The organism is Streptomyces sp. NPDC088147, assembly GCF_044741565.1.
Classification (GTDB): domain Bacteria; phylum Actinomycetota; class Actinomycetes; order Streptomycetales; family Streptomycetaceae; genus Streptomyces.
In genome coordinates, this window is the sequence record NZ_JBIUSY010000012.1 from 11426 (window position 1) to 30431 (window position 19006).

The window sequence follows — 19006 nt, forward strand, 5'->3', positions numbered from 1 at the left end:
GGATCGACGCGCGTGACCCCGGTCACTTTGCTCGGACAAAGCGGACACAATCTTTGTGCACGCGTTCACAAAGACATAACCTGCATTCGACGGGGCGGTCCAGGGACATACGGCCGCCTGCAGCCTCGCTCATCCCGCAGGAGCACCGTGGCAACTGGCCGAACTCACCGACCGGCGACTCGTAGCCGAGGAATCCCCGAGGCCACCGTCGCCAGGCTTCCGCTGTATCTGCGGGCGCTGACCGCTCTGTCCGAGCGCTCGGTACCCACGGTCTCCTCCGAAGAGCTCGCGACCGCGGCCGGGGTCAACTCCGCCAAGCTGCGGAAGGACTTCTCCTACCTCGGCTCCTACGGGACCAGGGGTGTGGGCTACGACGTCGAGTATCTCGTCTACCAGATCTCCCGTGAGCTGGGGCTGACGCAGGACTGGCCGGTCGTCATCGTCGGTATCGGTAACCTCGGCGCCGCGCTCGCCAACTACGGCGGGTTCGCCTCCCGTGGGTTCCGGGTCGCCGCGCTGATAGACGCCGACCCCGCGATGGCGGGCAAGCCGGTCGCCGGGATGCCGGTCCAGCACACGGACGAGCTGGAGAAGATCATCACCGACAACGGCGTCTCGATCGGGGTCATCGCGACCCCCGCGGGCGCCGCCCAGCAGGTCTGCGAGCGGCTGGTCGCCGCCGGCGTGACCTCGATCCTCAACTTCGCGCCGACCGTGCTCTCCGTGCCGGAGGGCGTGGACGTGCGCAAGGTCGACCTCTCCATCGAGCTCCAGATCCTCGCCTTCCACGAGCAGCGCAAGGCCGGTGAGGGGGCCGCCGCCGAAGCGGCCCTGGCCGCCGAGCGCGGCAGCGCGGTGCGAGCGGTGGACGCGGTGGAGGCGGCCGCCGCGGAGACGAACGCCGCGGACGCGGACGTGGACGCTCCGGAGGCGGACAGCGCCGCCGCGAGCCGGAAGGGACCCGACGGGGACGTTCCCGCGGTGATGCCGGCATGAGTCTCCTGGTCGTCGGAGTGAGCCACCGCAGCGCACCCGTGAGTGTGCTGGAGCGGGCGTCCCTCACCACCGCCACACAGATCGAGCTGTTGCAGGACTCGCTCGCCGCCGAGCCCGCGACCGAGGCCGCGGTCCTCGCCACCTGCAACCGCATCGAGCTGTACGCCGACGTCGACAAGTTCCACGCCGGGGTCGCCGAGCTGTCCACGCTCCTCGCCCGGCACAGCGGCGTCGGCCTGGAGGAGCTCACTCCCTATCTCTATGTGCACTACGAGGACCGGGCCGTCCACCATCTCTTCTCGGTGGCCTGCGGGCTCGACTCGATGGTCGTCGGCGAGGGCCAGATCCTCGGCCAGATCAAGGACGCGCTGGCGCTGGGGCAGGAGCTGCACACCGCTGGCCGACTGCTCAACGACCTCTTCCAGCAGGCCCTGCGGGTCGGCAAGCGCGCCCACAGCGAGACCGGGATCGACCGGGCCGGGCAGTCCCTGGTCACCTTCGGCCTGGAGCAGCTCGCCGCCGGAGCCGCCGTGGACGCCTGGGCCAAGAAGAAGCGCGCGCTGGTGATCGGCGCGGGCTCGATGTCCTCGCTGGCGGCCGCGACGCTCGCGCGCGTCGGCATCGACGAGATAGTCATCGCCAACCGCACGGCCGCGCGCGCCGACCGACTCGTACAGATCCTGACCGAGCCCGGCTCGACGGGCGTCCTCGCCCGCGCGGTGGACATGAGCGCCCTCGCCGACGAGCTGCCCCACGCCGACGTGGTCGTGTCCTGCACGGGCGCGACCGGTCTGGTGCTGACCGCCGGCGCCGTCGAGGCGGCGCTGCACGGCCGCACCGGCCGGCTGGACCTGCTCGACCTCGCCATGCCCCGGGACATCGACGCCGCCGTGCACCGCCTCGGCGGGGTCCGGTTCGTGGACATCGAGTCGCTGGCCGAGGCGTCCGCCGACGCCCCCATGGCCGCCGACGTCGATCAGGTACGCACCATCGTCTCCGACGAGGTGGCGGCCTTCGGCGCCGCCCAGCGCGCCGCTCACATCACGCCGACCGTGGTCGCGCTGCGCGCCATGGCCGCCGACGTGGTGAGCAGCGAGGTCGCGCGCCTCGAAGGCAGGCTCCCCGGGCTGGACGACAAGCAGCGCGCCGAGATCACCAGGACCGTGCGCCGCGTCGTCGACAAACTCCTGCACGCGCCCACCGTGCGGGTCAAGCAGCTGGCAGGCGAGCCCGGCGGCGCCGGGTACGCGGACGCGCTGCGTGAACTCTTCGACCTCGACCCGCAGACGGTCGCCGCCGTCAGCCGGGCCGACCTGAATGACACCGACGGTGTAGGCAGAGGGCGAGTATGACCGAGAAGGTACTGAGGCCCGAGAAGCCGCTGAGGCTCGGAACCAGGCGCAGCAAGCTCGCCATGGCACAGTCCGGCCAGGTGGCGGACGCCGTGCGTGAGCTGAGCGGCCGGCCGGTGGAGCTGGTCGAGATCACCACGTACGGCGACACCTCCCGCGAACATCTCGCGCAGATCGGCGGCACGGGCGTCTTCGTCACCGCGCTGCGCGACGCGCTGCTGGCGGGCGAGGTCGACTTCGCCGTGCACTCCCTCAAGGATCTGCCGACGACCCAGCCCGACGATCTGACGCTGGCGGCCGTGCCGCGCCGCGAGGACCCCCGGGACGTGCTGATCGCGCGCGACGGACTGGCCTTCGGGGACCTGCCTGCGGGCGCCCGGGTCGGTACGGGGTCGCCGCGCCGCATGGCGCAGCTCAACGCGTACGCGCGCAATCACGGCCGCACCATCGAAACCGTACCGATCCGCGGGAACATCGACACGCGGATCGGCTATGTCAGCGGAGGGGAGCTCGACGCGGTCGTGCTCGCCGCCGCCGGGCTTCACCGCATCGGCCGGATCGGCGAGGTGACCGAGTTCCTGTCGGTCGACACGGTCCTGCCCGCCCCCGGCCAGGGGGCCCTTGCTGTCGAGTGCGCCGCGGTCAACGTGGACCTCGCCGCAGTGCTCGCCGAGCTCGACGACCCGTACACCCGGGCCGCCGTGACCGCCGAGCGTTCCCTGCTCGCCGCCCTGGAGGCCGGCTGTAGCGCACCCGTGGGTGCGTTGGCCGACCTGCTGGCCGACGGACAGGTTGTCAACGAAATGCGCCTGCGCGGCGTCGTCGGCACGACCGACGGCTCGACGCTGGTGCAGCTGTCCACCACCGGTCCCGTACCCACGTCGCACGGCGACGCCATCGCGCTCGGTCGCGAACTCGCGTCCGAGATGCTCGCCAAGGGTGCGGCCGGTCTTATGGGGGAGCGAGCACTTTGAGCCCCACCACCTCTGACCTTCCAGCCTGCTCCGCATCGGGGCACGTCACCTTCCTCGGTGCCGGACCCGGAGATCCGGGTCTGCTGACACTCCGCGCCGTCGAGGCGCTCGCGGGGGCGGATGTACTGATTGCCGAGCCTGATGTGCTCGAAGTCGTACGCGGCCACGCCAGGGCGGGTGTGCACACCCCTGCGCTGACGGTTGTTGACGATGTGTCAGCAGCCGCCGGGATCCCCGCGATCCGGGATGCGGCCAATCTTGTCATGGAGGCCGCGCGGGGCGGCAAGCGGGTCGTGCGTGCGGTCTCCGGTGACCCGGGGCTGGACGGCGACGCGGGCACGGAGATGCTCGCCTGTGCCACCGCGGGCATTCCCTTCGAAGTCGTCCCGGGCATCGCCGCCGCGGTCGGTGTGCCGGCGTACGCCGGGGTACCGCTGCGCGACGCACAGGGCACGGACGTACGGCTCGTGGACGCCAGGACCGCCAGCGAGCGGTGCTGGACCGAGGTCGGCGCGAGCGACGGCACGGTCGTCGTCTCCACCACCCTGGAGACGGTCGCGGGCGCCGCCGGTGAGCTGGTCGCGGCCGGCCGTAAGCCGGACACCCCGATGACGGTCACCGTCGCCGGTACGACGACCCGTCAGCGCACCTGGAACGCCACGCTCGGCACCATCGCGCAGGTCCTGAAGCAGGCGAAGGTGCTGCCCTCCCCGGAGGGGCACCAGCCGGTCATAGCCGTGGTCGGTGAGCGCAGTGCCGCCGCGCAGCGCGACCAGCTCGCGTGGTTCGAGTCCAAGCCCCTGTTCGGCTGGAAGGTGCTCGTTCCGCGGACGAAGGAGCAGGCCGCGTCGCTCTCCGACCAGCTCAGGTCGTACGGCGCGGTCCCGCACGAGGTCCCGACCATCGCGGTCGAGCCGCCCCGCACGCCCCAGCAGATGGAGCGCGCGGTCAAGGGCCTGGTCACCGGCCGCTACGAGTGGATCGCGTTCACCTCCGTCAACGCGGTGAAGGCGGTACGGGAGAAGTTCGAGGAGTACGGGCTCGACGCCCGTGCCTTCGCCGGGATCAAGGTCGCCGCGGTGGGCGAGCAGACCGCCGCGTCGCTCGTGGACTTCGGGGTGAAGCCCGATCTGGTGCCGTCCGGCGAGCAGTCGGCGGCCGGGCTGCTGGAGGACTGGCCGCCGTACGACCCGGTCTTCGACCCGATCGACCGGGTGTTCCTGCCGCGCGCGGACATCGCCACCGAGACGCTGGTGGCCGGGCTGATCGAGCTGGGCTGGGAGGTGGACGACGTCACCGCGTACCGCACGGTGCGCGCGTCGCCGCCGCCGGCCGAGACCCGCGAGGCGATCAAGGGCGGCGGCTTCGACGCGGTGCTCTTCACCTCGTCCTCGACCGTGCGGAACCTGGTCGGTATCGCGGGCAAGCCGCACAACGTGACGGTGATCGCGTGCATCGGCCCCGCGACGGCGAAGACCGCCGAGGAGCACGGGCTGCGCGTCGACGTCCTCTCGCCCGAGCCGTCGGTGCACAAGCTGGCCGAGGCGCTCGCCGCGTTCGGCACGCAGCGCCGCGAGGCGGCGAAGGAGGCGGGCGAAACGGTCACGCGGCCGAGCGAGCGCCGGCCGGGCAGCCGCAGGCGCCGTACGACCTGAGGGCCGTAGGACCTGAGGGGCGTACGGACCGGTGGAGTGTGGGGCCGGGTCGCCGAGGCGGCCGGGCCCCGCGGTCGTTCCCGGGCGCACATCGCCGGGCCTGCCTCTCCGGCGCCCTCGGTTGTCTGGGGCCTTCGGTTTCCGGCGCCCGTGGTTTCCGGGACCCTCGGTTTCCGGGACCGTCGGTTGTGCGGGTCTGCTTCCCGGCCCCGGCTCCGGCCCCTGCCCCGGCTCCGTGGCTGGTCCGGCCTGTCGGCGGGCTGTTCCGGCCGGGAGGCGGGGCGGTTTCCCGGTCGCCGTGTCGGTAAAGGGGCGGGGATGCCGGGTTTATGGTCGAAGGTGGTCCGACGGCCGGCCGGGCCCCGACGAAGCAGCAGACCCAAGAGGCGACTGACGATGACTGTGCACGGATCCTTCCCCGGCTCGCGGCCCCGGCGGCTGCGGGTGAACCCGGTGATGCGACGGATGGTGGCCGAGACCCGGCTGCACCCGGCGGATTTCATCCTTCCCGCGTTCGTACGCGAGGGCATCAGCCGGCCCGTTCCCATCTCCGCGATGCCCGGCGTCGTCCAGCACACGCTGGACACGCTGCGCAAGACGGCCGTGGAGGCGGCCTCGGCCGGTGTCTCCGGGATCATGCTCTTCGGCGTCCCCGAGGAGGAGAAGAAGGACGCGGCGGGTACGGCGGGCACGGACCCGGACGGCATCCTCCAGGCCGCTATCCGCGCGGTGCGCGAAGAGGTCGGGGACGACCTGGTGGTCATGTCCGACCTGTGCCTGGACGAGTTCACCGACCACGGCCACTGCGGGGTACTGGACGACCAGGGGCGGGTCGACAACGACGCGACCCTGGAGCGGTACGCCGAGATGGCCCAGGTCCAGGCCGACGCGGGCGCCCATGTGGTGGGCCCCAGCGGCATGATGGACGGCCAGATCGGTGTCGTGCGCGACGCGCTCGACACGATCGGCAGGGAGGACGTGTCGATCCTCGCGTACACCGTGAAGTACTCGTCGGCGTATTTCGGCCCCTTCCGGGAGGCCGTCGGCTCCTCGCTGAAGGGCGACCGCAAGACCTACCAGCAGGACCCGGCGAACGTCCGGGACTCCCTGCGCGAGCTGGCGCTCGACCTCCAAGAGGGCGCCGACATGGTGATGGTCAAGCCGGCGCTGCCGTATCTGGACATCCTGGCGCGCGTCGCGGCGGAGACGGACGTGCCGGTCGCCGCGTACCAGATCTCGGGCGAGTACTCGATGGTCGAGGCGGCGGCGGAGAAGGGCTGGATCGACCGTGACGCGGCGATCCTGGAGGCCCTGACCGGAATCAAGCGCGCGGGCGCGAACATGATCCTCACGTACTGGGCGACGGAGGTCGCGGGGAAGCTCTGATGTCGGAGGCTGCTGGTAGAACAAGGCGCACCGAAGCCGGACCCGAACACGGCTTCGGACCCATGAACTTCGGGAGCCCCCCTTGTCCTACGTGCGACACGTCGAGCATTTCCATGGCCTGCCCGTACTGACCGTCCCGCCGTACACCCCGGCCACGGAGCTGCCGGACGCGGACTCCGTCGCCTGGCGTCTCCACACCGGGCCGTACTCGTCCGACGAGGACTACGAGGACTACTGGGACCGCTTCACCAGCACGGTGGAGCTGGAGAAGGTACGGGCGCTGGTCCTCGGCCATGGCGCGCACTACCTGCCCGACCAGGCGCTCATCGACCTGAGTTCCCGGCTGTCCGGACTCGAAGCGCTCTTCCTCAACGACCTTGAGGACGACGAGGAGATGATCTCCTCGATCGGACAGCCGGATCTCGCTCCGCTCCTGGCGGCGTTCCCCGGGCTGCGGGAGCTGGCCGTCCGCGGCGGGGACGGGATGGACTTCCCCGTGACGGGGCACGCGGGGCTGCGGTCGCTGCGTATCGAGTCCGGCGGGCTGCCGCCCGAGGCGGCGGAGCACATCGCCGCCGCCGACCTGCCCTCGCTGGAGCGGATCGAGCTGTGGCTCGGCGACGACGGCTACGGGGGCGGCACCACCGTCGAGCAGCTCGCCCCGCTCCTCGCGGGTGAACGCAAGCCCGCGCTGCGTCACTTGGGCCTCCAGAACAGCCCCATCCAGGACGAGCTGGCCGCCGCGATCGCCTCCGCGCCGGTCGTGCCGCGGCTCACCTCGCTGAGCCTGTCCATGGGCACGCTCTCCGACGAGGGCGCGGAGGCGCTGCTCCACGGGCAGCCGCTCACCCATCTCAAGGAACTCGATCTTTCGCACCACTTCCTCAGCGAGGCCATGATGCTGCGGATATGGACGGCGCTGGAGCCCGCGGGGGTCCGGGTGAACCTGTACGGGAGGAACGACCGGTTCGACGACTGGGACGACGACGAGGAGTCCGGGGACGGCGGCCGGTACATCGCGGTGGCCGAATGACCGCCGCCACGGCCGATTCCCGCCGTACGGGGGCCTGTCGTCAACGCCCCGCGCACCCGAGCCCCTCCCGCTTGGGTTCCCGTTTCCGTTTCCGTTTCCGAAAGGTCCACGATGCCGAGCAGCCCTGAATCCCAGGACCCGGAGTACCTCCGGCTCACCCGTATCCCGATGGGGCGCGAGACCGCGTGGGTGAAGCCCGACCGGCAGGTGTCGTACGGACATGTCCTGTACGCGGCAGGCACGTTGGAGTGCTCGCCCGCCGCCATCGTGTCGAGGCTGACCGCGTTCGGGTTCGCGGACATCGAGCTTCCCGACGGCCCGCTGCCCCTCACCGCCGACCCGGTCGACGCTCTGCTGATCAAGGAGGAGGCGTACAACCTGTCGTGGCTCGGGCTCGGCGAGCCCGTGTCGCTGCGGCACATACTCGCGGCGGCGGGGCGGACGGGCCGGAGCCCCGCCCACGCCGCACGTCGGCTGACCGACTTCGGCTACGCGGTCCCGGCCGGCCATCCGCTGCCCGAAACCCCGGACACCCGCGACATCGTGCTGATCCGCAGGGAGCGCGGGAGCAAGGGAGAGTGGCTGGAGTGGGGCGCGCAGGTGCCCGCGCACCATGTGCTCAGCGCGGCGGGGGAGTTGGGATACAGCCCGCACGTGGCCGCCGAGCGTCTGGCCGGGCTCGGTATCCGGCTGCCCTACACCCCTGAGCCCGGGGACGAGCGGATCCTCAGGTACGGGGTCGGCCACCTGGCCTGGCCGTCCCGGTACTCCTCGGTGCCCAGCGGGCACATCCTCGACGTCGCACGGGAGACGGGCCGGCCGCAGGCGGCCATCGTCGCCCGGCTGGCGGAACTGGGCTGCGGAGTGGACGCGCCCGTGCCCGACGCCCCGGAGGCGGACGACTTCCTTCTCCTCAGCCAGGAACTCGACGGCCGCGCGCCCTGGCTGCCGGTGAACCGTGCCGTCGGGGTGCAGTTGCGGCACATCCTGCGCGCGTCCCTCGTGACGGGACGGACCCCGGCGGACATCACCGAGCGGCTGGCCACGCTGGGGCACGGGCTGCACGCCAACGCGAAGGTGCCCGCCGTCGCGGATCCGGAGGACATCCGGCTGCTGGAGACGGTCGACCGCTCGTTCCTCGACAACGTCCACCTCGAACACGTCCTGCGCAGCGCGAGTCTGACGGGGAGGAGCCCGGCGGACGTCGCGGCGCGGCTGACCGGCCTCGGCTACCGGCTGCCGGACGAGGTGGAGTACCCCGAGGTACGGAGTGCGCGTACGGGTACGGGTACGGGCGCGGTCGCGGCCTGACCTGGGCCTGACGCGTGGCCTGGCCTGGGGCCTGACGCGTGGCCTGACACATGGCCTGACGTGGGGCCTGGCCTGGGGCCCGTACCGCGCCGACAGGGCCCCTACCGTCGGGTAGGGGCCCTGTGGCATCAAGGGGTTACCAGGTGAGGGCGTCGGCCATCTCGTACTGCCAGTACGTCACGGACGTGTCGTCGGCGATGCGCGTCCCCGTGGGGAGCTTGAGCGGGCCGGCGGGGGAGCCCACCGAGCCCTGGTTGGCGCGTCCGATGAAGTGGACGGTCAGCTCCTTCGCCGGGATGTTCGGGTTTCCGTCACCGTTCAGGGAGATCGAGGCGTAGGCCGACTCTCCCGGGGCGAGCGTGACGACGGCCTGCGGCTTGCTCTCCTCGATGATCTGCGTGGCGGCCTGGGCCTCGTCGAAGCGCAGGGCGGGGGCGTAGTAGGCGTCGCAGTTCTTGCTGCCGGTGTTGGTGACCGTCAGGAGGAGGTGGTTGATCGGGCGGGTCACCTGACTGACCTTGACCTTGGTGTTGGCGCCGGTGCAGGTCGTGCGCTTGGCGGTGGTGCCGCTGCTGCTCTGGCTCTTGCTCTTGCTGCCGACGCTGCTGGCGTCGGCCTCGATCTTGCCGCCGGCCGTGGTGTTCGTGCCGTCGCCGGTCCCGTTGTCGCCGCCCGTGGTGCTGAGCTGGTTGGCGGGCGTCTGCTGCTTGTCGTCGCCCTGCGCCTGCTGCTTGGCCGACGGCGTGCTGAGCAACGCGGCGGCGGAGTCCTTCACGGCGCCGGAGGAGTTGTCGCCGCTCCCGCAGGCGGTGAGGGCGAGGGAGGCGACGAGAGCGGTGGCGGCGGCTGCGGCGGCGCGGTGGCGGATGTTACGCATGAGGTTGATCCCCGTTTCCATGAGATGAGGTGAAGTGAAGTGAGGCGAAGTGATGCGAAGTGAGGTGTCGACGGGTGTGGTCAGTGGCGATTGATGAGCATGAGCACGATCGCTGTCGAGGTGATCAGCACGACGACCGCCAACGCGTCGACCACGCTGATACGGAGTCGGATTCTGATGGCTGCTCCCCGTTCGGCTGGTGCTGCACTCACCTTGCGGGGTGGCCGGAAGCGGCCGCAATCGGCAAGGGAGAATGGGGGAAGCTGGAACGCTCACGCATACTCTGACCTGGGGGGACGAGGTTTCCCTGGAACGCGTTCCTGGAACGGACCAGCAGGAACGAGGAGGGGAACAGCGAGTGGCGACCACCGAGGCCGAGGCTTTCGCGGAACTGCTCAGGGGGTTGAAGGACCGCTCGGGGCGCAGTTACGGCGTCCTCGCCGGGAAGCTCCATGTGAGTACGTCCACGCTGCACCGCTACTGCAACGGGGACGCCGTGCCGACCGACTACGCGTCGGTGGAGCGGCTCGCGCGGCTGTGCGCGGCGAACGCCGAGGAAATGGTCGAGCTGCACCGGCGGTGGATCCTCGCGGACGAGGCGAGACGGCGGGGGCGATCGGCTCCGTCGGCTCCGTTGGCTCCGGCTCCGGCTCCGGCTCCGTCGGCCGAGGCCCCGTCGGCCGAGGCCCCGTCGGCCGAGGCTCCGGCCGAGTCCGCCCCGGCCGAGACCCCGGCCGAGGCCGCCCCCGGGCCTGAGCGCGGATCCGCACCCAGACCCGCACCCGCACCCGCCCCCGCTCCCGGACCGGAGCCGGCGCCTGGACTCGTGTCCGCACGCGAACCCGTGCCCGTCGCCGGGTCCCGTATCGCCCGGCTCCCCCGTACCAAACGCCTGCGTCTTCTTCTCGCCGCCGTGGCGGTCGTAGCGGTCGCCGTTCCCGCCATCGCCTACGGCAGCGGGGCCGTCGATTCGCCCGATGGCCATTCCGCCGCGTCCGAGGTGTCGGAGGCTCCGGGCCGGGGACTGGGGGAGAGCGTGTCGCCCTCCGCCTCCCCGGACGCCAAGGACAAGGAAAAGCCGCCCGCCTCGCCCTCCGTCTCCGCCTCCCGGAGCGCGAGCCCGTCCGACGCGCCCAGCGCGCCTACGAAGTCCACGGCGCCCGGCCCTGCCTCCGTCGGCGGGGTGCCGGTGTCGGTGGACACCCGGCCGTACGCCTTCGAGGACCCGTGCAGTCAGCACTACCTCATCGACAGCCCACCGGAGCAGGTCCCTCCGCCCCCCACCGAGCAGGACGCGCCCGGCTGGGTCAACGCGCTCGGAGGGGTGGCGAGCGGCGGTCAGTTCATCGAACTGACCGTGCAGGGCAAGAGCAGCGACACGGTCGTCCTGAACGCGCTGCGCGTGAAGATCGTGAAGACCGACGCCCCGCTCCCCTGGACCGACTACGCGATGGGCGTCGGCTGCGGCGGCAACGTCGGCACGAAGTCCTTCGCCGTCAACCTGGACGCGGCCCGGCCCAGCACCGTGCCCAAGGCCGGCCAGCGGGACTTCCCGTACAAGGTCAGCGAGTCGGACCCCGAGGTCTACTACGTCTCCGCCACCGCGACCGCGCGGGACGTCAGCTGGTACCTGGAGCTGGAGTGGACCAGCGGCGACCGGCGCGGCACGCTCCGCGTGGACGACAACGGAAAGCCCTTCCGTACGAGCGGGTCGGAGGGGCGTCCGTCGTACGACTACCCGCTGGGCGGCACCGAGTGGGGTGTGGCCGCGAAGGGCTGAGACGGGCCCTGGCCCTGGCCCCGCCCGGTTACCGCTCGGGCCCGGCCAGTGCCGCCGCGATCACCGCCGCCGGGTTGTCGCGGTAGACCGAGTGGCTCGCCCCCTCCACCGCCGTCCAGTGGAAGTCCGCCTTCGAAGAGCCGATGCGGTCGCCCTGGTCGGCGGTGAAGGCCGGGTTGTGGGCCGGATCGGCGGCGAGCACGGTCACGGGACCGGCGTACTCCGTCAGCTCCTTCTCGTACGACCACGGCGTGTTGTGCCGCAGAAAGCTCTCGGCGACGTACGGGCTGGTCCGGTGGGCCGCCTGGACCTTGAGGAAGATGTCCTCGGGGTGCCACTCCGGGTTCTTGCGGAGCAGTGACTCCTCGGTCGCCTTCAGCTCGGTGAGCGTGCCGCTCACGAACTCCTCGACCCTGCCCGAGACCGCGATGACGGGGTCGAGCAGGAGGAGACGCGACGCCCAGCCGGGCTCGGCGCTCGCCGCCGCGGTCGCCACGACACCGCCGAGGGAGTGCCCGACGACGAGATCCCACGCGCCGCCGCCCTCCGGGGTGAGCGCCAGTACGTCGGCGGCGAACGCCTCGATGTCGTACCGCCGCGTACGGGGCGCGAGGCCGTGACCGCGCTGATCGGGGGCGGTGACCGACCAGCCGGCCTCGGCCAGTTCGTCCGCCACACGCCACCAGCAGGCCGCCGCCGAGGTCAGCCCGTGGAGCAACAGGGCGCGCCGCGTCGCGTCGGGCCGTCCCCAGCGCATGAGGGGGAGCTGAACGACGGTGCGCGTGGCCAGGGCCGTTACAGGAGGGGTCTCTCGCTGATCCATTCCTCGATCTTCGCAGGGAACTCCGGGCTTCGGGCCGGATTCACACCGCGGTCGGCCTGACCTCGCCGGAGAGCGGCAGTCCGAGCCGGGCCACCCCCTGGGCCACCAGACGGGACATCTGGGTGGCGCCGTTCCGCTGGAAGTGGGTGTTGTCCTGGATGCCGTTCGGGAAGTTGGGGTACTGGCCCGGGTTCAGCCACAGGAAGACGTTCTTGGACGCCTCGATCCCGATCCCGTTCAGGTAGGTACGGCTGAGCGCGGACAGATCGACCAGGGGAACTCGCTCCTCCGCGGCCACGGCCTTGGCGGCGTTCACGTACTGGGGGAACGACAGGTTGAACTGCCCGGTGGACTCGTTGTACGAGCGCCGTGAGACGGGCGTGACCACGACGGGCGTCGCGCCCCGGGAGCGGGTCGCGCGGATGTAGTCGTTGCGCAGGTATTCCTTGTAGTCGGCGGGTGAGGTGTAGCGCTCGGGGTTGCCGGTGGTGGCGTCGTTGTGGCCGAACTGTACGAAGAGGTAGTCGCTCGGCTTGATGACGTCGTGGATGGCGGCGAGCCTGCCCTGCTCGATGAACGAACGTGAACTGCGACCGCCGATCGCGCGGTTGGCGACCGTGATGTTCGGCGTGAAGAAGCCGGGAAGCGTCTGACCCCAGCCCGCCTGCGGGTCATAGCCGGAGGTGTATGTCTGCGCCGTTGAGTCGCCGGCGATGTAGAGCGTGGCGACCGCGCGGGGCGCGGCGGACGCGGTGCCGGGGAGGCCGAGGGTGGCGGCGGTGCCGGCGCCGAGCGCGGCGGTGGTGCCGAGGAGGAAGCGCCTGCGGCTGGTGGGGGGCATCCGGGACTCCTGACGGGGGTGGGGGTGGTGCCGTCGTCAGCCGGAGGTCGCCGCAGAGAGCCGGAAGGTTGCCGGGGTGTGTGTGGTCAGTTGGCCGCGTACGCGGTGAAGGCGGCCCAGGCGGTGGGGGCGAGGGTGAGGGTGGGGCCTGTGGGGTTCTTGGAGTCGCGGATGTGGACGGCGTGGGGGCATGAGGCGACTTCGAGGCAGTCGCCGCCCTGTTCGGTGCTGTAGCTGGACTTGCGCCAGTCGTAGGCGACTTCGAGGCAATTGCCGCCCTGTTCGGTGCTGTAACTCGACTTGAACCACTGAAGCGCGGTGTTCATTGCTCTCCTAGAAGCTCGTCCAGCAGGTCCCGGGACTCCTCGGGGGTGAGGGCCTGCGATCGCAGCATCGCATATTTGCGGGACATGATGGACACGCTGTCTGGGTCGGAGACCCAGTGGCTGCCCTGCTGTGACTCGGCGTAGGCGAGATGCTGGTGGTCGGGGGTCTCCAGCAGTACGAAGGGGCCGCTGATCCCGGCGTGGTTCGTGCGGGCCAGAGGCAGGAACTGGATGGAAAGGCCGGGGAGTTCGGTGCATGTGCGCAGATGGTTCAGCTGGTCGCTGAAGACCTTTCGACCGCCGAGGGGGAAGCGGAGGACGGGTTCCCAGAGAACGAAGCTGAGTGTCGGAGGGACCTTGCGCTGAAGGATCTCCTGGCGCTCCATGCGAGCGGCGGTCTTGGTCTCGATCTCGTCCTCGTCGAACGCGGGAACGCGGGTGCCGAAGATTTCCCGTGTGTATGCCTCGGTCTGGAGCAGACCAGGGACCACTTGGTTCTCGAACGACGAGTGCGAGATCGCCTCGCGTTCGTGGTCCACGAACTGCTCCGCCCACAGCGGGAACTGGTCGATTGCCGGCATGTTGTCCACCCCGACCGACAACGCCCCCTTGGTGTCGAGGAGTTCGTCCAACATCGCCGCGAAGTCCGCCTTCAGCGGTCGCCTGCCCTGCTCGATCGACGCGATCGTCTCCTCGTCGGCGACGACCCGTTCACCGAGGGATCGCTGCGTATAGCCCGCCGCCCGGCGGAAGGTCGCCACTTGGGCGCCCAGCATCTTCATCGCCGAGGCGTTCTTCTTCCTCGGATGTTTCCTGGGATTCATGCCGGGCCAACTCCCCACGTGCGCGCGTACTTGATCCTGGGACAGCCCGTACAGAAGATCTGTACGGGGTCACCTGGTGCACGAGTTTAGTTACTCTCCGCGACTATCGCTCCATGAATGCGACAACTCGCCACTTTGTGCTCAGGGAGAGGTTCTTCCGCCGTGACCGGCGGTCCGTCCCCGCCGCCAGGAAGTTCACCCAACAAGCCCTCGTCGACTGGGACTTGACCGAAGGTTTCTCCGCCGACGACGTGTTGCTGTGCGTGAGTGAGCTGGCCACCAACGCGCTTCTGCACGGCGTACCGCCCGGCCGTGGGTTCCGGCTGTACCTCCAGTACACCGGTGACGTGCTCCGTATCGAGGTGCACGACAGCGGCCCCGGCGTTCCCCGGATCGTGGACTCGGCGGACGGCGAGGGCGGGCGGGGGCTGCTGCTCGTCGCGGCCTTCACCGACAGGTGGGGCGTGGGGGAGCGGAGCCCCGGCAAGGTGGTGTGGTGCGAGTTCGAGGTGCGGCGGGAGGAGGCCGACGAGACGACGCCCCCGGCGGTCACCCACCACGCCGAGGGCTGGCTCGGTCTTCTGCTGACCCGGTGATGACCTGACCTTGGCCATCTCCGCCGGTCAGAGCCTCGGCCTGTCGTGATCGGCGCGACGTCGGCAGTCGCCCGCACGACACCGCCGGGTGTCCCGTGACGTCGGGCATCCAGCGGTGTCGTGCGTGCGCCCCGGAGGCTTGGTCGAGCTTCGCGGTGTCCCGGGGGCGGCGTGTCAGTACGTGATGACTACGGCTCCGTTGCTGCCGCTCTTGCCGGCTGTGCCGTTTCCGCCGTCGTCACCGTACGCGCCTTCCGCGCCCGAGACGTCGGCTCCCCGGCCGCCGTCGCCGCCCTTGCCGCCGCTGCCGCCGTGTCCGCCGCGGCCGTAGCCGTGGTCGTTGGGGGTCTGGCCGCCCGCACCGCCTGCTCCGCCCTTGCCGCCCAGCTCGCCGATGCCGGCCTCGGCGTTGCCGGTCCTGCCGGTGGAACCCGCGCCGCCGCTCTTGCCCTTGGCGGCGTGTCCCTTGCCAGGAGCGGGCGGCTGCCCGGTGCATGACGCGTCCAAGCCGGCGAAGCCTCCTTGGCCGACGGAGCCGCTGACGCTCCCGCCGGATCCGTTACCCCCGCCGATCCCCAGGGCTTTGCCGCCGCCGCCCCACTCGCCGCCGTCAGCGGTGCCTGTCGTGCCCTCGCCCGGGGTTCCTCCCGAGGCGATGGACCTCGGGGAAAGGGCGGGGCCGGCGCCCGGTGAAGCGATGGGGGCGATGCCCGGGGGCAGTTCGACGAGAGTGTCCCCGCCGACGCCGCCTTTGGCGGTGCGGGTCCTGGCGTCGGTGCCGCTGGTGCCGCCGGATCCGGCGAGCAGACCGTACTCGCCGCCCTTGCCGCCGGAAGTACCGGCGGTGCCCGAGGTGCCCGCGCCGCCCTTGCCGACGATGATGCGCAACGGAAGGCCGGGATGGACCGCGATCTTGCAGGTGATGTGAACGCCCGCGCCGCCTCCACCGCCGCCCGCGCCGCCGCCTCCACCGCCGCCGGTGCCCCCGTGGCCCAGGCCGGTGGCATCCTGCCCGCCGGCCCCTCCGCCGCCTCCGCCACCGGCACCACCCGTGCCGCCGGACCCGCCGCCGCCCGCACCCCACATGTCGACGGTGAGCGTGTGGACTCCCTTCGGCACCCTCCACTCCTGGGCGCTTCCCGGCTTGGTGAAGGTGGCTGTGCCGCCTTGCGCGGCGGCCTGCGCGCCCGGTCCCAGAGCGAGGGAGGCGGCGAAGGGGATGACGGCGGCGGCGAGGGCCAGCCTCTGGTCGAGCATGGGTCTCCTTCTCAGAGCGAATAACGCGACTACCCTATGCACCTCCTCGGTTGCAGTACGTGATGGCGGTCGGTGTGCGAGTGGTGTACGGCGGATAAACCACTCGCAGGCGGGACGGTCGATTCCATGACGAGGACCACCGCGCGTCACAGATCGCAGGCCGTGTCCGGGCCGCGCGCGCGGCGGTGCGGTGGTGCGGTGGTGCCGGTCAGATCTCCACGTCCGTGTCCGTGAGCGCCACCGCCTCGCCGGTCTCGTCCCACGTGACCTGTTGTATCCCCGTCACCGCCGAGCGGTTGAGCGGGCCGTACACATGCGGGAACCGGGTGTCGTCCGGGACCCCGGGTGGCGCCTTCTCGGCCTGCTGCCAGACCAGCCGTGGCGTCAGCGACTCCTCGTCGATGAGCAGCGCCAGCAGGGGGCGGGGCGTGTCGCGGTAGAAGGCGTTGGCGATGGCCAGGGTGACCGGCTCGTCGGGGGAGCAGTGGATGAAGCCGTCGGTGGCGAGCGACGCGGGCGTATACGGCTGGTCCGGCTCGCGTCGCCAGTCGTCCAGCGGAAGCAGATGCATGATCATGCCCCCAGCCGTACCCGGTGGCCCGCCCGCACACGCTCGTCGCCCGGTGCTCTGGGGGTCGTAGGGGGCGTAGGGGTTTCTGAGAAGTCGGTGTCGGTGCGGGAGTCATCTGGGGCTCGGAGTCGAACAGCTGGCAAGGTCACACGGTGAAGCGGCTGGTGAATGTCGCCACCGGTGCCTGCCTGACCACGGACGACAAGTCCGAGTGGAATGCCGTCTGACTGTCAACACCGCGCCCCCTGCCCGGCCTTCACGGGCTGTGCGGGGGGTCTCGGTGTTCCGGCCTCCGTGGCCGCCGTCCACAGGGGAGACGGCGGCCACGCGAAAGCCGGCTACGCCGGGGAGTCGAGGGCCTGGCGGCGGTAGTCCCGGGGCGGGAGGTCGTAGGCGGCGCGGAAGGCGCGGGTGAAGGTGGCGTGGTCCGGGAAGCCCCAGCGGGCCGCGATCCGGTGGACGGCTACGGTCCGTAGCGCACGGTCGGCGAGGTCACGGCGGGCGCGTTCGAGGCGCTGCCCGCGGATCCAGGCCGTGACGGTGTCGTCGCGCGCGCGGAAGAGACGGTGCAGGTAGCTGACGGAGATGTGGTGGGCGGCGGCGATGGCGGCCGGCGACAGCTCGGGGTCGTGCAGATGCTGCTGTACGAACGCCTCGATGCGCAGGAGCAGGGCGCGCTGCCGGGAGCCGTCCGGCACGCGCGCGTCGGCGTCGAGGTGGTGGGCGAGTACCGCGGTCAGCAGGTCGAGGGCGACCGTACCCAGCCGGGGGGCGTCGGCCGGCCGGTAGGCGGCGGAGTCGGTGGTCAGGCTGGTGAGGAACTGGGTGAGGAGCGACCCCACGCCCTCGCGGCCCGGGAGCGGCACGGCGATCAGCCCCGCGCTCCGGTCCGCGGGCAGGGGCAGCAGCGCGCGCGGTACGAGGGCGTGTACGAGCGCGGCCGTCCCGCGGTCGGCGGCGATCCTCACGTCGAAGGGGCGGGAGCTGTCGTACAGCGCGAAGTCGTACGGTCCCAACTCCACCTCGTGGGCGCCCTGGACGACGCCGAGCCCGCCGCGCTGGGCGAAGACGACCGAGTACAGCTCGGGGTCGCACCGCCGGATCAGCCGCGGTGTGCGCTGTACGTCCGAGGGGGAGCAGGTCAGCTCGACGACGTTCACGGCCGCGAGGTCCAGCGCCCGCGCCGTGGCACTGAACCGCGCCCGTTCTCCGCTCTCCACCCGCATCGGGTACGGACTGCCGACCTGAAACGCGTTGAAGCGGGCCAGCCGCTCCGCCGGTGGAAGGTCATCGCTGTGAAAGACCGTCTGCATCATGGTGCCCCCCTCCCCTGGCGTCACCGTATCGGCTCGGGACGGCGCGCGGGCGGGACGAAGCATCCCCTTCCGCCTGGTGTGTGTCCCGCCGGCTACCGTGCGGCGCCCGCGCGCCGGAACTCGCTCGGGCTGACGCCCCGGGTCCGTTTGAACGCCACGCTGAACGCGAACGCGTCGGTGTAGCCCACGGTGCGGGCGATCTCGGCGACGGTCGCCGACTCGCGCTCGGTCAGCAGGTCCGCCGCGAGCGTCATGCGCCAGCGGGTGAGGTAGGTCAGCGGCGGTTCGCCGACCAGGCCGGCGAACCGCTTCGCCAGCGTGGAACGCGACACCCCGGTCCGGCCGGCCAGTGAGGAGACCGTCCAGGGGGCGGCCGGTTCGTCGTGCAGCAGGCGCAGCGCGTCGCCGACCACGGGGTCCCGCTGGGCGGCGTACCAGGCCGGGGGCTCGCCGCCGGGCCGGTCGAAGTACTCACGTACCGCGCAGACCAGCAACCAGTCCAGCAGCCGGTCCAGGACCACCTGCTGGCCCGGGGTGTCGGTGGCGACCTCGGCGGCGAGGTGGTCCAGTACGGCGTCGGCCCCGCCGTCGGAAGCGACGCGCAGCACGACGGGCAGCGCGTCCAGCAGCCTGCGGCTGATCTCGCCGCGCACCGGGTAGGCGCCGACGATCAGCGTGGTCGCGCCGTCGGCGGAGGCGCCGCAGCTGTCGTTCCAGCCGAGCCGGTGCCGGGTCCCGCCCTGTTCGGGCGTCGTGCAGTGCTCCCCGCACGGGATCGGGTCGGCCCGGGTGCCGACCTCGTCGACGAAGGTGAACGATCCGGGGCCGCGCACGATGAGCGTCTCCCCGGCGCGGAGGTGTTCGGGCGGGCGGTGCTCCGGCACGATCCAGCCCGACCCGCCGAGGACGGTGCACAGCGTCAGCGGCGCGCCGTCCACGAAGTGCAGCGCCCAGGGCGGGGACAGGGTCGAGCTGGCGAACAACGAGCCCTGGGCCCGCATCCCGCGGAAGAGGTCACCGAACGCGTCCATCCGACCGAGGTTAACCGAGGTGAGACGATGACAAAGGTGATCCGGCTTCTCGCCTAT

At 71.4% G+C, this 19006-nt stretch carries 19 protein-coding genes; 9 read left to right on the forward strand and 10 right to left on the reverse strand.

What is annotated here, in order from left to right; genetic code table 11:
• Positions 1–147 precede the first annotated feature (147 nt).
• The 7 genes from ACIOGX_RS34485 to ACIOGX_RS34515 all read left to right on the forward strand — a co-directional run bounded on the left by ACIOGX_RS34485 (position 148) and on the right by ACIOGX_RS34515 (position 8707).
• The gene (locus ACIOGX_RS34485) at positions 148–996 is read left to right on the forward strand and encodes a redox-sensing transcriptional repressor Rex (RefSeq protein WP_383973345.1); all 849 of its coding nucleotides are present in this window, start codon (positions 148–150) and stop codon (positions 994–996) included.
• Complete coding sequence (locus ACIOGX_RS34490) at positions 993–2348, forward strand: glutamyl-tRNA reductase (protein ID WP_356516855.1); 1356 nt, start codon at positions 993–995, stop codon at positions 2346–2348. The genes ACIOGX_RS34485 and ACIOGX_RS34490 overlap by 4 nt, the downstream gene beginning before the upstream one ends.
• Positions 2345–3322, forward strand: a complete 978-nt coding sequence (gene hemC, locus ACIOGX_RS34495) for a hydroxymethylbilane synthase (protein WP_356516853.1) — start codon at positions 2345–2347, stop codon at positions 3320–3322. Before ACIOGX_RS34490 ends, hemC begins: the two co-directional genes overlap by 4 nt.
• On the forward strand, positions 3319–4977 hold the full coding sequence (locus ACIOGX_RS34500; protein WP_383973340.1) for a uroporphyrinogen-III synthase: 1659 nt from the start codon (positions 3319–3321) through the stop codon (positions 4975–4977). The genes hemC and ACIOGX_RS34500 overlap by 4 nt, the downstream gene beginning before the upstream one ends.
• Positions 4978–5373: 396 nt before the next feature.
• Positions 5374–6363, forward strand: a complete 990-nt coding sequence (gene hemB / locus ACIOGX_RS34505) for a porphobilinogen synthase (protein WP_356516849.1) — start codon at positions 5374–5376, stop codon at positions 6361–6363.
• Between the two features lie 91 nt (positions 6364–6454).
• Complete coding sequence (locus ACIOGX_RS34510; protein ID WP_356516899.1) at positions 6455–7396, forward strand: STM4015 family protein; 942 nt, start codon at positions 6455–6457, stop codon at positions 7394–7396.
• A gap of 111 nt (positions 7397–7507) precedes the next feature.
• Positions 7508–8707 (forward strand): hypothetical protein, encoded by a 1200-nt coding sequence (locus ACIOGX_RS34515; protein WP_401918649.1) that lies wholly within the window; start codon positions 7508–7510, stop codon positions 8705–8707.
• Between the two features lie 136 nt (positions 8708–8843).
• On the opposite strand, the gene ACIOGX_RS34520 is transcribed toward ACIOGX_RS34515, so the two are convergent.
• Complete coding sequence (locus ACIOGX_RS34520; protein WP_401918651.1) at positions 8844–9584, reverse strand: DUF4232 domain-containing protein; 741 nt, start codon at positions 9582–9584, stop codon at positions 8844–8846.
• An 80-nt stretch (positions 9585–9664) separates the two neighbouring features.
• Complete coding sequence (locus tag ACIOGX_RS34525; protein ID WP_401769048.1) at positions 9665–9796, reverse strand: hypothetical protein; 132 nt, start codon at positions 9794–9796, stop codon at positions 9665–9667.
• 146 nt (positions 9797–9942) lie between these two features.
• Between ACIOGX_RS34525 and ACIOGX_RS34530 the strand changes: the two genes are divergently transcribed.
• Positions 9943–11364, forward strand: a complete 1422-nt coding sequence (locus ACIOGX_RS34530; protein WP_401918653.1) for a helix-turn-helix domain-containing protein — start codon at positions 9943–9945, stop codon at positions 11362–11364.
• 28 nt (positions 11365–11392) lie between these two features.
• Here ACIOGX_RS34530 and ACIOGX_RS34535 read toward each other — a convergent pair whose 3' ends face one another.
• The 4 genes from ACIOGX_RS34535 to ACIOGX_RS34550 all read right to left on the reverse strand — a co-directional run bounded on the left by ACIOGX_RS34535 (position 11393) and on the right by ACIOGX_RS34550 (position 14178).
• A complete protein-coding gene (locus tag ACIOGX_RS34535) occupies positions 11393–12187 on the reverse strand; it encodes an alpha/beta fold hydrolase (protein WP_401918655.1) in 795 nt (264 codons plus the stop codon).
• A gap of 40 nt (positions 12188–12227) precedes the next feature.
• Positions 12228–13028 carry a rhamnogalacturonan acetylesterase gene (locus ACIOGX_RS34540; protein ID WP_401918657.1) on the reverse strand — a complete coding sequence of 267 codons (801 nt, stop codon included), beginning with the start codon at positions 13026–13028 and terminating at the stop codon, positions 12228–12230.
• An 86-nt stretch (positions 13029–13114) separates the two neighbouring features.
• Entirely contained in the window at positions 13115–13354 is a 240-nt protein-coding gene (locus ACIOGX_RS34545; RefSeq protein ID WP_382874900.1) for a DUF397 domain-containing protein, read from the reverse strand.
• Entirely contained in the window at positions 13351–14178 is an 828-nt protein-coding gene (locus tag ACIOGX_RS34550; protein WP_356516835.1) for a helix-turn-helix transcriptional regulator, read from the reverse strand. The genes ACIOGX_RS34545 and ACIOGX_RS34550 overlap by 4 nt, the downstream gene beginning before the upstream one ends.
• A 113-nt stretch (positions 14179–14291) precedes the next feature.
• On the opposite strand from ACIOGX_RS34550, the gene ACIOGX_RS34555 reads away from it, so the two are divergent.
• On the forward strand, positions 14292–14774 hold the full coding sequence (locus ACIOGX_RS34555; RefSeq protein WP_401918659.1) for an ATP-binding protein: 483 nt from the start codon (positions 14292–14294) through the stop codon (positions 14772–14774).
• A 174-nt stretch (positions 14775–14948) separates the two neighbouring features.
• On the opposite strand, the gene ACIOGX_RS34560 is transcribed toward ACIOGX_RS34555, so the two are convergent.
• From ACIOGX_RS34560 to ACIOGX_RS34575, 4 genes are all read right to left on the reverse strand, one after another.
• Positions 14949–16031, reverse strand: coding sequence for a hypothetical protein (locus tag ACIOGX_RS34560; protein WP_356516831.1), 1083 nt, complete (start codon positions 16029–16031; stop codon positions 14949–14951).
• 208 nt (positions 16032–16239) lie between these two features.
• Positions 16240–16608, reverse strand: a complete 369-nt coding sequence (locus ACIOGX_RS34565; protein ID WP_401918661.1) for a DUF952 domain-containing protein — start codon at positions 16606–16608, stop codon at positions 16240–16242.
• Positions 16609–16940: 332 nt separating this feature from the next.
• Entirely contained in the window at positions 16941–17915 is a 975-nt protein-coding gene (locus tag ACIOGX_RS34570; RefSeq protein WP_401918764.1) for a helix-turn-helix domain-containing protein, read from the reverse strand.
• A 95-nt stretch (positions 17916–18010) separates the two neighbouring features.
• A complete protein-coding gene (locus ACIOGX_RS34575; RefSeq protein WP_401918663.1) occupies positions 18011–18949 on the reverse strand; it encodes an AraC family transcriptional regulator in 939 nt (312 codons plus the stop codon).
• Between the last annotated feature and the right edge of the window lie 57 nt (positions 18950–19006).